The sequence below is a fragment of the Paenibacillus sp. VMFN-D1 genome (genome assembly GCF_003386155.1).
In the GTDB taxonomy this organism is placed as follows: Bacteria; Bacillota; Bacilli; order Paenibacillales; family Paenibacillaceae; genus Paenibacillus_AQ; species Paenibacillus_AQ favisporus.
Genome location: NZ_QRDU01000001.1, coordinates 2,719,269 through 2,735,025, shown reverse-complemented (window position 1 = coordinate 2,735,025; position 15,757 = coordinate 2,719,269). Strand labels below are relative to the sequence as shown.

General features: G+C 55.2%; 10 protein-coding genes. 7 read left to right on the top strand and 3 right to left on the bottom strand.

Annotated features, from left to right (window positions below):
• Positions 1-39: 39 nt before the first annotated feature.
• Complete coding sequence (locus C7820_RS12510) at positions 40-1,605, top strand: response regulator (protein WP_116231193.1); 1,566 nt, start codon at positions 40-42, stop codon at positions 1,603-1,605.
• Entirely contained in the window at positions 1,605-3,467 is a 1,863-nt protein-coding gene (locus tag C7820_RS12505) for a sensor histidine kinase (protein WP_258875223.1), read from the top strand. Before C7820_RS12510 ends, C7820_RS12505 begins: the two co-directional genes overlap by 1 nt.
• Positions 3,468-3,832: 365 nt before the next feature.
• On the opposite strand, the gene C7820_RS12500 is transcribed toward C7820_RS12505, so the two are convergent.
• Both C7820_RS12500 and C7820_RS12495 read right to left on the bottom strand, forming a co-directional pair.
• Positions 3,833-5,917 carry an ABC transporter ATP-binding protein gene (locus tag C7820_RS12500; protein ID WP_181909014.1) on the bottom strand — a complete coding sequence of 695 codons (2,085 nt, stop codon included), beginning with the start codon at positions 5,915-5,917 and terminating at the stop codon, positions 3,833-3,835.
• 17 nt (positions 5,918-5,934) lie between these two features.
• Positions 5,935-7,680, bottom strand: coding sequence for an ABC transporter ATP-binding protein (locus tag C7820_RS12495; protein WP_116231191.1), 1,746 nt, complete (start codon positions 7,678-7,680; stop codon positions 5,935-5,937).
• A gap of 525 nt (positions 7,681-8,205) precedes the next feature.
• Here C7820_RS12495 and C7820_RS12485 point away from each other — a divergent pair.
• Positions 8,206-8,526, top strand: a complete 321-nt coding sequence (locus C7820_RS12485; protein ID WP_089546594.1) for a HesB/YadR/YfhF family protein — start codon at positions 8,206-8,208, stop codon at positions 8,524-8,526.
• Here C7820_RS12485 and C7820_RS12480 read toward each other — a convergent pair.
• Entirely contained in the window at positions 8,447-9,043 is a 597-nt protein-coding gene (locus tag C7820_RS12480) for a Beta-galactosidase C-terminal domain (protein ID WP_116231189.1), read from the bottom strand. The two genes, C7820_RS12485 and C7820_RS12480, sit on opposite strands and share 80 nt — an antisense overlap.
• A gap of 300 nt (positions 9,044-9,343) precedes the next feature.
• On the opposite strand from C7820_RS12480, the gene C7820_RS12475 reads away from it, so the two are divergent.
• From C7820_RS12475 to C7820_RS12460, 4 genes are all read left to right on the top strand, one after another.
• Entirely contained in the window at positions 9,344-10,306 is a 963-nt protein-coding gene (locus C7820_RS12475; RefSeq protein WP_116231188.1) for an ABC transporter permease, read from the top strand.
• A gap of 26 nt (positions 10,307-10,332) precedes the next feature.
• On the top strand, positions 10,333-11,217 hold the full coding sequence (locus C7820_RS12470; protein ID WP_116231187.1) for a carbohydrate ABC transporter permease: 885 nt from the start codon (positions 10,333-10,335) through the stop codon (positions 11,215-11,217).
• Between the two features lie 132 nt (positions 11,218-11,349).
• The gene (locus tag C7820_RS12465; protein WP_116231186.1) at positions 11,350-12,945 is read left to right on the top strand and encodes an extracellular solute-binding protein; all 1,596 of its coding nucleotides are present in this window, start codon (positions 11,350-11,352) and stop codon (positions 12,943-12,945) included.
• A 395-nt stretch (positions 12,946-13,340) separates the two neighbouring features.
• On the top strand, positions 13,341-15,686 hold the full coding sequence (locus C7820_RS12460) for a helix-turn-helix domain-containing protein (RefSeq protein WP_258875260.1): 2,346 nt from the start codon (positions 13,341-13,343) through the stop codon (positions 15,684-15,686).
• Positions 15,687-15,757: the final 71 nt, after the last annotated feature.

The window sequence follows — 15,757 nt, the reverse complement described above, 5'->3', positions numbered from 1 at the left end:
TGACCATAGTATTCATTTTAATGATCAGGAGATGAGCTCATGTACAAGGTGTTGATCGTGGATGACGAGATTCTTGATCTGGACGGTATGCGCTCTTTTATTCCTTGGGCAGAACTGGGGCTGGAAGTGACAGGCGCGGTGAACAATGGGTTTGACGCCTTGGCACTGCTGGAATGCCAGCCGGTCGATATTTTAGTAACAGACGTACATATGCCTAGCATGACAGGCCTGGAGCTGGCCAGAAAGGCACGGGAGTTCGCGGGCCGGCTTCGGGTTATTTTCGTGAGCGGTTACCAGGATTTTCACTATGTTAAAGAGGCGATTGCCCTGAATGCGTTCAGCTACGTGCTGAAGCCGATGGACGATAAGGAGCTGACCGATGCGCTGCGCACCGTCGTGCAGCAGCTTGATCAGGAGAAACGGCGGCAGCAGAACGAACAAGCTTACCGGGAAATCGCCAAAAACGACTATCTATTGAAGCTTCTCGAAGGCGCGGAAGCCGAAGAGGCTGCCGGGGTGCTGCAGGAAAGCTACGGGTTTGACCGTTTAGGATGGCCGGTGCGTGCGGCCGCCGTCGAGCTGGACGACCTCAGCTGGAAGCTCGACCCGATGCCGGAACACCGCCAGCAGGAATGGTTCAACCGATTTTACGATTCGCTGGTTCCGCTGCTCGCCGAGGCCCGGATCCGGCATGTGTGCAAAACTTCGCGACGGCGGATTTTCGTGCTGATCGAGGACGGGGTGGACTTACAAGCGCTGTCGGCTCTGGCGGATCGGATTCAAGAGCTGCATCCCTTCTCCGTCACAGTCGGTGTAGGAGAAGAAGCGGTAAATCTGACCGGGCTGCGCCGTTCTTATGGTGAGGCTCTGGAGGCACTGTCGTGCAAGCTGATTGCCGGCAAGGGCCGGGTCATCCGCCATGGGGAACTGAAATGGGACGATGCCCTCGAGCAGCCTTCCCAAACCGCTCTGCCGCTCGAGCCGCTGTATACCGCTGTAGTGAACTTCGATCTCGTCACGGTCAGCGACGAAATCGACCGTCTGTTCGCCGCTGCGGCCGGGATGAGGTCGAAGCTGAAAATCCAATATTTCGTCATGCACATCCTGCTTGGGCTCGAGCATCACCTCCGGGCGATCAACGAGAGCCTTGCGAACGCCCTCCAAGAGGAAACGGGAGGCAGTCCGGATGTGATGCTGCAGCTCGAGACGATCGACGATATCCGTTCCTGGCTGCGAAAACGGCTCTTTGCCGCCGCTGAGGTTATTCAGCGCCGTAAGCAGAAGAAAAGCTCGAAGCTCGTTGACGAAATGATCCGGTACGTGAAAGAGCAGCTGCACGAAAATGTGACGCTGAAGGAGGTCGCCGACCACCTGTGCTTTTCCCCAAACTATTTGGGAACGCTCTTCAAGGAAGTGATGGGCACGAATTTCAGCGAATACGTCATTCACCTGCGGATGGAGAAAGCGGGCGAGCTCCTCAGGGACCCCAGAGTGAAGGTCTACGAAGTGGCCGACCGGGTCGGGTACCGGTATATGCCCTATTTCAGCCGGCAATTTAAAGAAGTGTTCGGCATGACGCCGGGCCAGTTCCGGAGAAACGTATAATGAGGCGCGCGGCAATGAGGCCGCCAGGCGGGAAGCTGTTCCTGCCCTTTGGCGTCAAACTGTTTATCTCTTATTTGGTGCTGATCATCGTGCCGATTTTTATGTTCGGTTATATCGCCAATACAATCCTCGTCAACTCCTACCGCGAGCAAATGAACACGAATTTGACCGGGACGCTGAAGCAGATCCGCGACAACATCGCCTATAAAATGGAGGACACGCAGCGGCTGTCGGACTTGCTGTACTTTGACGAAAGCATGCCCTTGGAGCTGATGCGATACGAGGAGGGCTGGGTCAGCTACCAGACAACAAAAAAGCTTCTGATTCCGAAGTTCCGCCAGGTCACGGATTCGAGCAACCTGCGGATCTGGATGAGCATTTATTTAAAAAACGAAACGCTGCCCGAAATCTACAACGCCGACCCGCCGGGAACGGACCCTTTGACCAGGGGGAATCATTGGGATTTGTACCATTTGAACCGGATTCAGAACAAACCGTGGTACGCTGACTTTCCTCCGGAGGAATACGGCAAAACCGTCGTGTGGAGGCAGGTGGAGGACGACGGCGTGTTCGGGAGAATCTCGCTGCTGCGGCGGCTGGTCGATACCCGCGATCCAATGAAGCTGGAAACGATCGGGTTTATCCGGATCAGCGTTTATTTGTCCGAAATTTTCCGGAGCGTCGATGCGGGCAAAATCGGCAGCGGCAGCATGCTGTCGGTCAGCGGGGAGGGCGGCCGGCGAATGTACGCTTCCGGCGAAAGCGGTCTGCTGCAGGCTTCCGAACCCGGGAGCAAGATGGAGATCGATCCGGGCCGCTATACGATGCTGGAGGAAACGCTGCCGGAGCTCGGCTGGAATTTGGCTGCCTACGTACCGAACAGCGTGGTAGAGCAGGACACGCGCAAGGTGAACCTGCTCACGTTGATCATTTGTCTGCTCAGCGTAGGCCTGATCTCGATCGTCGCCTACGGGGTGTCCCGCTTCTTTTCCAGGCGGGTGTCCAAGGTCGTATCGGTGCTGCAGCGGTTTCAGCAGGGGGATTTCCACAAGCGGATCCATTACCGGGGGAACGACGAGTTTACGATCATCGCCGGCTCGCTGAACAAGCTGGGCGAGCAGACGGAGCATTTGATCCAGGAAGTGTACGTCACAAATTTAAAGAAAAAGGAAGCGGAGCTCGAGACGCTGCAGGCCCAGATCAACCCGCACTTCCTGTACAATACGCTCTCATCGATCAGCCGGCTGGCCAAGTTCGGGCAAGTGGATAAGCAGCACCAGATGGTGATGAACCTGGCGAAGTTTTACCGGCTGTCGCTGAATGAAGGGCAGACCGTCATTTCGATTTATCACGAAATTGAGCAGGCGCAGGCATACATCGATATCCAGCAGGTCAAGTACGGTGAGCGGATGGAGGTTCATTTTGACATCGACCCGCAGATCGTCAAGTTTATGACGGTGAAGCTGATTCTTCAGCCGTTCATCGAGAACGCGCTGCAGCATGCCTGGCGCGGGGACCGGATTTATATCCGGGTTGTCGGGCGGATGGACGCCGGGACCGGCTCGATCGTTTTCCAGATCATTGACGATGGCAGCGGGATGACTCGGGAGCGAGTGGAGGAACTGTCCGGCTCAGGCTCGGGTGCGGGCACGGCCGGGTCAGGCACCTCGCAGCAGCGCAAAGGTTACGGCATCCGGAACGTAAACGACCGGATCAAGCTGTATTTCGGCAGCGATTACGGCGTCTCCCTGTACAGCCGGCCGGGGATCGGAACCTGCGTGACGATCCGGATTCCGGTGCAGCCGCGCAGCCGGGGCGAACAACGGCAGAACGGTCATGACCATATCGGGAGGACCGGATGAGCAGGAGAGAAACGGGAGATGCAGCTGAGGAAACCGCTGTAACAATCTTGCATAACAGCCGTAAGCCGTATGGGGATGATGGCGGAGCCGGATAAGCGCAACGCCGAAACGACCGAGCAGAGGCATAGTGGTGTAAGGTGTAACAGCATGTCCGTCCATTATCAGCGAAACAGAAGTAGTAATAGAATGGTTACTAAGTGTATGCTCATGGCATTAAAAAGGGAGCGATCCGATCACGGATTCGCTCCCTTTTTAGTGTTTTTCGTATACGTTCTTTTAATGTTAACCCCATAGTGGTCACATGGCCGTGGGATGACCACGGTCAAGAATCGCTGGATGCAGTCTGTATGGTGTCACCCGGCGAATTACACCGGTGAAGGCGCCTGAACCGGTGGCTGTGCCTTGATCCCGCTGTCCGGGGCAGGTGCGGCTGCACCCGAGCCCTGCTGAAGCTGATACATTTGATAGTATCTGCCGCCGAGCTTCATCAGCTCGTCATGGCTGCCCTTCTCGACAATCTCGCCCCGGTGCAGCACCAGAATCTGATCGGCGCTGCGGATGGTCGAAAGACGGTGCGCGATGATGAACGTAGTACGGCCTTTCTTCAGCACCTCCAGCGCGGATTGGATCAGGCTCTCCGTCTCGGTATCGATGTTGGCCGTGGCCTCGTCGAGAATGAGGATCGCCGGATCGAAGGCGAGAGCGCGCGCAAACGAGATCAGCTGGCGCTGTCCCGCCGAGAGCGTGCTGCCCTTCTCGACGACAGGCTCATCGAAGCCCTGCGGCAGATGCGCCAGGATCCGCTCGGCGCCGACATCGCGCAGCGCCTTTTCGATTTGCTCGCGCGATATTTTGGCGTCGCCCAGGCTGACGTTCGAGGCGATCGTACCTGTGAAGAGGTACGGATCCTGGAGGACGATGCCCATATGATGGCGCAGCCACTGCTTCGGCAGTGCGGTCACATCCTGGCCGTCGATGGTGATCGTCCCTTTTTGCGGGTCATAGAACCGGAACAGCAGGTTGATAATCGAGCTTTTGCCGGAACCGGTATGGCCGACCAAAGCAACCGTCTGCCCCTGCTTCGCTTCAAAATTGATGTTCTTCAGGACATAATGGTCTTCCTTGTAGGCAAAGGAGACGTTTTTGAACTCAACGTTGCCTTTGTACCGCGGCATACTTCCGTCCGTCACGTCTTCGCCCGGCTCATCCATCAGCGTAAATACGCGGCCGGCCGAGACCATGGAAGAGTCCAGGGCGGCGAGCTGATTGACCATACCGGTGATCGGCTGGAACAGGCGCCCCAGCACGTCGACGAAGGCGTACAGCACGCCGAGCGACACGGCGCTGCCTCCGGTCAGCGTGCCAAAGCCGAAGTACCAAAGGATCACGGCAAAGGAGAAGCTGCGCAGCACGTTGACCAGATTGTGTGTCGTTAGCGCATTCAAATTGAGCATTTTGTTCTGATGCTTCATATAGTCGTCGTTCAAGGCTTCAAACTCTTCGGATGTCTGCTTCTGCCGGCGGAATACGCGGATAATGGACATCCCTTGAATGGACTCATTGATAATGGCGTTAATTTCGCTTAAGCGCGACCGGATGATCGTGTTGTACTTGGTCGCGAATTTCCGGTAGAGCACGATCCATACGATCAGCAGCGGGACGACGAACAAGCAGACGAGGCCGAGCCGGACATCCAGCAGGAACAAGGCGATATACACCCCGGTAATGTAGATGATCCCCGAGCTGAAGTTCGACAGCACCGCAACGAATAGGTCCTTGACCGCTTCGGTGTCATTGGTAATTCGGGAGACCACCTTACCGGCAGGCAGTGTATCGAAGAAATATACCGGCAGCCGCTGCATGTGCGCATAGACGTCAGTCCGCAGCTTCTGGATGACTTTATTGGCGGAAGACTGCAGCCAGTACGTTTTGCCGAATTCCGTAAAGATGCTGATCACCAGGAAAATACAGTACAGTCCGACGAGCTTCAAAATACCCGGTATTTCCAGCTTGTAGAAGGAATACAGCTCACTCGCGGACAGCTTGGCGGCCGGATAGGTCTCCACAGCGCCGCCGCGGCTGATCGTCAGCTGTCCGTTCTCGAATTTGCGCTCCCCGTCCGGATTGGCTACGGGCTGGTTGACAAAATAAAAGTCCCGTCCGGTTTGCAGCAGCCGGACTTCCTGGCCTTTGGCTTCTCCTTCACCGAAGCGGTCGCCGCGCTTGTAATAATGGCCGTTGTAGGATACGGCGTTTTCAGATGATGTCGTTTCAAAATATGGCTTTTCAATGCCCAGCATATGATCGTCGATCATCGTCTTGGCGATGAACGGGCCGGCAAGCTCGGCGCCGACGCCGATCGCCAGGGCGATGATGGCCGCGATAAAGATGCCTTTGGCGCATAGGGCGTACTGGAACAGCCGCTTGCCTACGCTAGCTTTAGAATTCATAGGTTTACACCTCATTTTTAAGTGGACAAATTGTTTTCGACCTGCTGCCGTTCAAACTGCTCGCGGTACCAGCCGCCCTTGGAGAGCAGCTGCGTGTGGGTTCCTTGTTCGACGATGGCTCCTTCATCCAGCACCACGATCCAGTCTGCATGTTCGATGGCGGACAGGCGGTGCGTGGAGATCAGCGTCGTTTTGCCGGAGCGCTGCTTGCGGATATTTTCGATGATCCGCGCCTCGGTCCGGGCGTCGACCGCGGAGAGGGCGTCATCGAGAATCAGGATCTCCGGATCGGAGATGAACGCCCTGGCAAGCGATACGCGCTGCTTCTGGCCGCCGGAAAGGGATACGCCTTTCTCGCCGACGAGGGTGTCAAGTCCGGCTGCGAGCGTGTGCAGATCGTTGTCAAACGCAGCTGTCGCGATCGCTTCCATAATGATGTCGTCTTCAGCCTGGAATTTGCCGAACTGGATATTTTGCCGGACCGATTTAGAGAACAGGATTTGTTCCTGCGGAACATAGCCGATCCAGCTGTGAAGCTGGTTTTGGGTAATGCGCTCGATCGGAACCTCCGAGATCAGAATATCGCCTGTTCCCGTCGGATACTCGTGCAGCAGCTGCTTCAAGAGCGTCGACTTACCGCTACCGGTGCGTCCCACGACGCCGAGCGTCTGGCCCTTATGCAAGGTCAGGTTAATGTGCTTCAGATTGTCGACCGATGAGGTCGGATACCGGAACGTGACATCCCGCAGCTCAATCGTGTCGGGACGCTCCACCCGAACCGGATCGGGCGCATCCTGAACGTCCGGCACGACCGATAACGTCTCATTAACCCGGTCGAGGGAGGCGCTGCCCCGCTGCATGACGTTGATCAGCTCACCGATCGCAAACATCGGCCAGATCATCATCCCAAGGTACATATTGAACGATACGAGATCCCCCAGGGTAATTTGATTTTTAAAAACGAGATAAATGCCGAAAGCCAGGCCGATCACGTAGCTTGCGCCTACGCACAAGCGGATGGTCGGCTCGAACAGGGCGTCCAGCTTGGCGACCCGCATATTTTTGCGGTACACATCGTCCGTAATTTCCTTGAACCGGCGCTGGTCCTCACGCTCCTGAACGTACGCCCGGATGACACGCACCCCGGCGACCGACTCCAGCACTTGGTCGTTCATATCGCCGAACGCGTCCTGAGCGGCCGTATACCGCTCGTGGATGACCTTGCCGTAAATTTTCATGGCCAAGGCGATAAACGGCAGCGGCAGGATGGCGGCGAGCGTCAGCTTCCAGCTGATGAGAAAGCCCATCGCCAGCAGCACGACGCTGAGGTACACCGTCGAGTCTGTCATCACAAGCATGCCGAAGCCCGCCGTGTTGGCGACGGAACGAAGGTCGTTGGTGGCTCTAGCCATCAAATCACCCGTCCGGTTCCGTTCGAAGAACGGAGGGACCATGCGCAGCAGCTGGTTCATGTAGCGGGAACGCAGGATGCGCTCCACGAGGTTAGCCCCGCCGAACAGCTTGTGCATCCATATGTAGGTGATGATGTAAATCACGGTGAGCGTACCGAGAATCAGCACAATATACCGTGTCAGCGAAGTCCAGGTAATCGAGCCGCGGACGATTTCGTCGATGGCGTTTCCGAGAAAACGCGGGGGAAACAACTCGCCGATTCCGCAGAGGATCAGCATGATCAAACCGATCAGGTAACGCTTCTTTTCCTGGCGGAAAAACCAGCCCAGGTTTTTAAGTACGGAAAACAAAACTTTCACTTCCTCTCATGTCTAAAATGCCGGCAGTTCTTGCTTGCGGAGTTCATGGAAAATTAAAAAAGGCATACCATCCGTAAACGGACGATATGCCTTGCAATCCTACATTTATCATGCGTACGGTTGAGTGTGAGCAGCCGTACCGCGGAAGGTTAATATTCAATGGCTCCAAGAGGCACGACGTCGTCGCGCTCCTTAAGAAGGCCTCACCAGCAGAGCTGCTCCAGTATTCAATTGATAAAGATCTTGATGATGGTTGCGTGGATGAAAATTTATCATATTGAACACAGAACTCACCCTTTCTTGTTGATGTTGGTCTTGAGCCCGAGCAGGGAGCACTTGCGTATCAAGGACACGACCTTGCCGGGTTCATTTGGGAATAAATTGAAAACGGATCTCGTATGCAGAAAATTTTATCATCGCGTCAAGAGAGCTGTCAATTTATATTTTCAGGAATCAGCAAAAAAATGTTATGATGTACTTATGAACATACAGATTAGAGAGAGGGAGTGAAACCAGATGGAACTGCGGATCAGCCCAGACGCTGCACGCTGGTACAAACGAGAATTGAATTTGGCAGAGGGCGCGGCGCTTCGCTTTTTTCCCCGCTACAGCTCGGGCGGCGGACTGCATCCCGGATTTTCGCTCGGCATTTCCGTGGAGAACCCGGAGCATCCGGTGCTGAAGGAAGAGCTTGAGGGTGTCGCCTTTTTTATAGAGGAACAGGACACCTGGTATCTGCAAGGATACGATCTGGTCGTCAATTATTTGGCAGCTTACGATGACATTGAATATGTATATGAAGCGGAGCGGGAACATAACACTTCCGCCACTTCATAATGATGCTGAACCGGCCGCATCCGCTAAACCAAGCGAATGCGGCTTTTTCTATTTGAAGGCTGCAAGGCATGGGGCCATTTACGTCACTACTTGGTGAAGCCGGAGGGAAGGCGATCATGCGGTATTCATAGCGGCCCACTTCCATCCGGTCTGCGGCGACACGCTCGCCGCTCAGCTTGTCAAATCCTTCGCGAGGCAGCGTCACGCTCCCACCTTCTCCGTTCATGTTGACGATGACCCATAACTCCTCCGTCTCCGATTCGCGCGGCGCCACGATCGTGCCGGTCGTCACTTCCGCCATCCGCGTTACGTTGGTTTCTTTCCCGTAATGGATCAGCATCCGCTCCAGCATCTCGCTGCCTTCGTCTCCTGCAGGCAGCGTGCCGAGCAGCACGATTCTGCCTTGCCCCCGCTTCATTTCCGTCAGGAAGGACAAGCCTGGCGATGGACCGCCGATGAGCGTGCCGACGCTTTTCGCCTCCGCCGGATATCTTCCCGGACGATTTCGCCGCTCCACAATTCCGGATAAAAAGCCGCGCCGTGATAAAGCTTATTCATCATTTGCGTTCCACTCCATTCCGCTGTATGTTACCAACCCCACTTTAGGAGGGGGCAGCGGTGAAGGCAATCGGATATTTTTGCAGCGCGAATATGGCGGTATAACACTCTTTTGCCGGCTTTGCACTTTTTTAAAACATGCCGTAAACCCGCACTCCGGGAGTCTTCAAAAATGTCTCATTGCCGGAAAAGAAACTGCTGACTCATAATTAGGCCACAACGCTCGCGAGGCGATGAACACATATGGAGGTGGAAAGCGATGGAGCAGGCGACGGCCCAAGGGAATCTTCCACAAGCGTCCAAGCCGGCGTTTTACCGCACGAGCATCGTGGCCAGGCTGCGCAGGGACAAATGGTTATACCTGTTAATGCTCCCCGGCTTGCTTTATTTTTTGATATTCAAATATGTGCCTATGTGGGGCGTGCTGCTGGCCTTCCAAAACTATCAGCCGTTCACCGGGTTCTGGAAAAGCGAATGGGTGGGCTTCGAGCATTTCCGCCTGTTTTTTGAAAACCCCGAGTTTTTTATGCTGCTGCGCAATACACTGCTGCTGTCGTTCTACAATCTGATCTTCTTTTTCCCGGCTCCGATCATATTGGCGCTCCTGCTGAACGAAGTCAGGCTTGCGTTCTTCAAGCGGACCATTCAAACGATGATCTACGTTCCGCATTTTATTTCGATGGTTATCGTGGCGAGCTTGACTTACGTGTTTCTGACGACGGAGGGCGGCACCGTCAATGAGCTGCTCTTCCAATATACGGGCAACAAAATCCAGTTTCTGTCCGATCCGTCATGGTTCAGGCCGATGATCATCCTGCAAACGATCTGGAAGGAATGCGGCTGGGGAACGATTATTTTCCTGGCGGCGCTGGCGGCCGTTGACGTGGAGCAGTATGAGGCCGCGACGATCGACGGAGCGAACCGCTGGCGGCAAATTTGGCATGTGACGCTGCCGGCGATCCGCAGCACGATCGTGATCCTGCTGATCCTGCGGATGGGCAGCGTGCTGGATAACGGCTTTGAGCAAATCTATTTGATGCTGAATCCGCTCAACCGCACGGTGGGCGAAGTGTTCGACACTTACGTGTATGCGATGGGCATTACGCAGGGCGCGTTCAGCTACAGTACGGCCGTCGGGCTGTTCAAATCGATCGTCGGCGTCACGCTCGTGCTCGGCACGAACTGGCTGGCGAAAAAATTCGGCGAGTCCGGACTGTACTAACCCATTCAGAAAGGGGAAATCCATCCATGGCCAAGCAATACAGGACCGCGGCCGGCGCTACGTTTGACGTGGCTAACTATATCGTCCTGACGCTGTTCGGGCTGGCCGCCGTGCTACCTTTCGTCTACGTCATTGCGGGTTCCTTCGCCTCGGACGCGGAGCTGACGCAGAGGGCGGTGTTTTTTATCCCGAAAACCTTTACGCTGGCAGCCTATGAGTTTATTTTTTCGACGGGGACGATCGTCAAGAGCATCGGCGTTTCCATTTACATCACCGTCATCGGTACGCTCGTCAATCTGTTTTTTACGGTCACGATGGCCTATTCCTTGGCCAAGAGGGGACTTTACGGCCGCAATCTGGTGCTCAATCTCGTCATCTTCTCCATGCTGTTCGGCGGAGGGATGATTCCGACGTACCTGGTCGTCAAAGAGCTGCACCTGCTCGATTCGCTGTGGGCGCTCATGCTGCCTGGTGCAATCAGTGCGTTTAACCTGATCATCGTCAAAAACTTTTTTCAGGAGATTCCGAAGGAAATTGAGGAGGCGGGCCGCATCGACGGCTGCTCGGAGCTGGGGCTGTTATGGCGGATTGTGCTGCCGCTCTCGATGCCGGTTCTCGCCACCTTTACCCTGTTTTACGCCGTGGGGCATTGGAACGATTTCTTTGCAGCTCTGCTGTATATTAACGATCCGGAAAAATGGCCGCTGCAGGTCATGCTGCGCCAGATCGTCCTGCTGTCACAGGCGGCTGCGGGCGATTTGAACTCGATGGACCCGAATTTTGTGAAACCGCCGGACCAATCGATCAAAATGGCCGTCATCGTCGTCGGCACCATTCCGATTCTGTGCGTGTACCCGTTCCTGCAAAAGCATTTCGCCAAAGGGGTTCTGTTGGGCTCGGTCAAAGGTTAAAGGTAAAAGTCAGACTGTTCACCGTGTAATCCCGCCGAAATGCTCCGAAATTTATACACATCAACACTGATTTTTCACTTGGAGCCCGGGTGGTTTTGCAATATGATCTAACGTTAAAGGGAGGCTATTTTCGTGAAGAAAAAGAAAAAGCAAGCGAAACGCGTGTCCGCATTTCTCATATTGAGCACGGTTTGCGCCGCAGCGCTCGCAGGCTGCTCATCCGGCAGCGGCAGCAGTGAGGGCGCCTCGGGCGGCTCGTCTGCAGCTCCTTCTGCAAACGCTTCCGCGGAGGCGGAGAAGCCGCTTAAGCTGAACATTATGCTCCCGATTTTTAAAACGAACTATCCGAAGGATGACAGCCCCGTCGCCGCCGAGCTGGAGAAGCTGACGAACACGGACATCCATTTCGAATGGGTGCCGAACGCTTCATACGGCGATAAATTCAACATTACGCTTGCTTCCGGAAATCTGCCGAAAATTATTTACGTGCCCGATTCGAAGGGTCCCAGTTTCGTGAGTGCTGTAAAATCAGGGGCTTTTTGGGACCTGACCGACAAACTGAAAAATTATCCGAACCTCAGCCAGGCCAATGAAGTCATCCTGAACAACTCCTCGATTAACGGCAAAACGTACGGTATTTACCGCGGGCGCGAGCTTGGCCGCAACGGCGTATATTACCGCCAGGATTGGCTGGAGAAGGTGGGCCTGCAGCAGCCGAAAACGATCGACGACTTCTATAACATGCTGAAGGCGTTTAAGGAGAAGGATCCGGACGGCAACGGCAAGGACGACACGTACGGCCTGGTGATGGTCAAATGGACGGCAGGCTGGGGAGCCGGTTTTGACCAGATCAAGCTGTGGTTCGGCGCGCCAAACGTGTGGGGCGAAAAGGACGGCAAGCTGGTGCCGGAATTCGAATACGACGAATATTTCGAAGCGCTCAAGTTTATGAAGAAGCTGTACGAAGAGAAGCTCGTCAATCAGGATTTTGCCGTGATGGATTCGGCCAAGTGGACGGATCCGCTGGTGAATGGCCAAGCCGGCGCCATTATCGACGTCGTGGACGGAGCGGCCCGCGCCGACGACAAAATTCATGCCGCGCTTAAGGACGCGGGCAAAGAAGATTCCAGGGAGCAGTACGTGGACGTGTTCGGCGCCGTCACCGGTCCGGACGGACAAATTCATACGCTGCCGACTTCCGGTTTTGCCGGCCTGCTGGCCATCCCGAAATCGAGCGTAAAGAGCGAAGAAGAGGTCGACCGCATCCTGAAATTCCTCGACCAGCTGAACGAACCGGACCTGCAGACGCTGACCAGCTTCGGGCTTGAAGGCAAACATTACAAGAAGATCGACGACAAGACGCTGGAGAGAAGCTCGGATTCGGTGCTGCTCGAGTCGGAAGTCGAAGGGCTGAATCAGATGGTGCCGTACATTCCGGAAGGCAAAGGGCTCCAGGTGGCCCAAACGCCGCTTCGCTTGAAGCAGACGGAGGTTCAATTGAAAAACCGGGACACGATCGTCGCCAATCCGGCGGAGCCGTTCATTTCCGAAGTGTATGCGCAAAAAGGGCAGCAGCTTGGCAACATCATTAACGATGCCCGGATCAAATTTATCGTCGGCCAGATCGACGAGAAGGGCTGGCGCGATGCGATCGAGCTGTGGAAAAAATCGGGCGGCGACGATTATGTGAAAGAAATCAACGAGCTGTACGCCGCCTCGAAGTCCTGACCGGCCCCAGCATAAAAGACCAGTGCGGCTGGTCCAAGACGGCCGCCTGGGATACGTTGGTCGAGCAGTGGCCGGCGGAGGGGCCGCAGCTGTACTCTTTAGCCGGGGCCACGAACCTGATGGAGAGGCTCCGGCCTCTTTTTTTCGAACATCATTTTTATATTCGGAGTCCCGTAAAACACCTGATTTCACAGCAAGCAGAAAGCCCCACGTCGTGGGGTTATTTCCCTATCCCCGGTTATTTGAACGATTTTCTCGGATTTCATGCTGGACATACCCGTGGAGCAGAGGGTACTGTTTCCTAAAGGGTTTTTTTAAGTATGATTAATTGTATACGCTTTCATATTTAAAGGGCATAATGCTCGCTATAAAGGCGGGGACGACAAATTTTGGATATGGTTGGTGAGCTGACGATGAATGGATGGAAGTCGCTAATGGCCCGCTTATCTGGCGGCGGATCGGGCAGCTTTTACAGAAAAAGCCTGATTATGTTCTTGGTTGTGGCTGGCATCCCCGGGATCATCACCGGGATTTTTGTGTACTCCATGGCTGGCGGAAGGCTGGAGAAGGAACTGCTGAAGCTCCATAATGACCAGATCGAACAGCGGTCGCTGAACATGGATAAGCAGCTGTCCAACCTGGAAATGATGCTGGCGCACTGGGCGTTCGACTCGCGCTTTGATGAATCGCTGAGGGGCCACGACTTCGTGCGCGACTTTGAAAAAACGCGCGACATCACGAACACGCTGCTGGTGATGCAGGGCTCCAATACGATGATCCATAACGTCAGCCTTTATTTGCGCGGAGACCAGCCGATATTGTTTTATCCGGAATACTCCGCCATGAATGACCGGCAGCTCATCTCCCGGTACGAACGTCTGATGGATGCGGGAAAGACGACGTATTGGACACAGCAGGCGCTTGACCCCGATCAGCAGGGGAAGACGGAATTGACGTTTGTGCATCTCATCCCGGGTGGCAGCTCCAATCCGCTTGGGGCTTTGGTCGTCAGGCTGGACAACGATCAAGTCGCAGAGGTGCTGAGGACGTTGACTCCTTATGCTGACGGGGAGAACTTTCTGATGGAAGCGGGAGGCGGCCTCTACGTTTCCGCTAACGGCAACCGGATGGATTCGCCTTTTGTCAAGGCGGTCCGCGGTGATGTGGAATCCGATGGGAAGGCCCGAGGGTCCTTTCTCTTTGAATGGAACGGCAAAACCTATGCGGTTACGTACGGTTATTTCGCACGCATCATGGACAACTGGCTGTACGTGTCGGCCCCGCCGATTACGAACATTACGGCCCCGGTCGTGCTGATATCCAAAGTCATTCTGGCGGTCAGCGCGAGTGCTCTCCTGCTGGCGGTGCTGCTGGCGTGGCTTGCCTCGAAGCGGATGTATTCGCCGGTCAAACGGCTGATGGCGAATTTACAGCCGCACGCTTCTTTAGCGGGAATGGGCAGCGTCGACGAATTTGCCATCATCGAGCGGCAGTGGCAGCACTTAAGCCGGGAGAGCCGGGAGCTGAACGCCAAGCTGCTCGAACAGCTGCCCCATGTGAAGGAAAGCTTTCTCCATCAGCTGCTGCAGGGGTATTTGTACGCCTATTCGGAGGAGGATCTGCGCTCGCGTATGGAACGATACAGATGGCAGGTGCACGGCAAGCAGTTCGTCGTGCTGTACGTTCAATTGACGGGCATCGCCGCCATGGAGGGGAAATTCAAGTTCGGGGACGAGGGACTGGTCACTTTTGCGTCGGTCAACATGATTGAAGAGCTGGCAGCCGCCCATTTCGACCAGAGCAGTACGATCAATTTCCACGATCTCGGATCGGGCGTGCTGCTGATCCTGCCGGAAGGCGAGCCGTGTACAGAGCCGATCAAGGTGTTCAGTGAGGAGCTGACGCAAGCGGTCAATCGGCTGCTCAACATGCGCGTCACTATCGCCGTCAGCCGGACCATGAACCGCATCAGCGACATTCCGCTCGCCTTTGAAGGGGTGAAGCATGCCGCAAGCTTCCGCAACTTCGAGCATGACAATCAGATCATCAAGATGGAACAGCTGAACTACGAAGACGGGGCCGAGCCTCCGTATCCGTTTACGCTGGAGCGGGAGTTCCTGCAGGCGCTTCGCACCGGACAGGAAGCGGATGCCCGGGCTCTGCTCGCCGACTTTCAGGATGCGCTGTCCGTACAAGGAGCGAAGGCGATCGATGTCCAGCAGGGAATGCTCCATCTGCTCGGATCCGTACAACATGCAATCCTTGTATCCGGCATCCAGCCGAACCGGCTGTTCAAAGGCGCCAACTTGTATGAGCAGCTCTCGCAGATGAAAGAGCCGGCCGCCTTCCGGGACTGGTTCGAGGCGAAGGTCATCGCTCCGTTCATGCAGGAGCTGACGAACCGGTCGGACTGCCAGGTCAAACAGCTGATGGAGCAGGCGATGATCTATATGCAGCAGAACTACATGCTCGATATTTCGCTCGATAACTGTGCCGACCATATCGGCACGAATCCTTTTTTTCTGAGCAAGTCGTTTAAGCGGGTTACCGGCAAAAACTTTATCGATTATCTGACCGAGCTGCGCCTGGAAAAAGCGAAGGAGCTGCTGCGGGAATCGGAGCTGAAGATCAACACCGTCGCCGAGCAGGTCGGCTACCAGCACAGCTATTTTAACCGGATCTTTAAAAAGCTTGAAGGGATGACGCCAACCCGCTACCGTGAGCTGAGCCGGGCGGAATAGGCGTCAGCGATACAGTTACGGAAAAAGCCGGAAGCGGTTCAACAGGAAACCGCTTCCGGCTTTTTGTACGC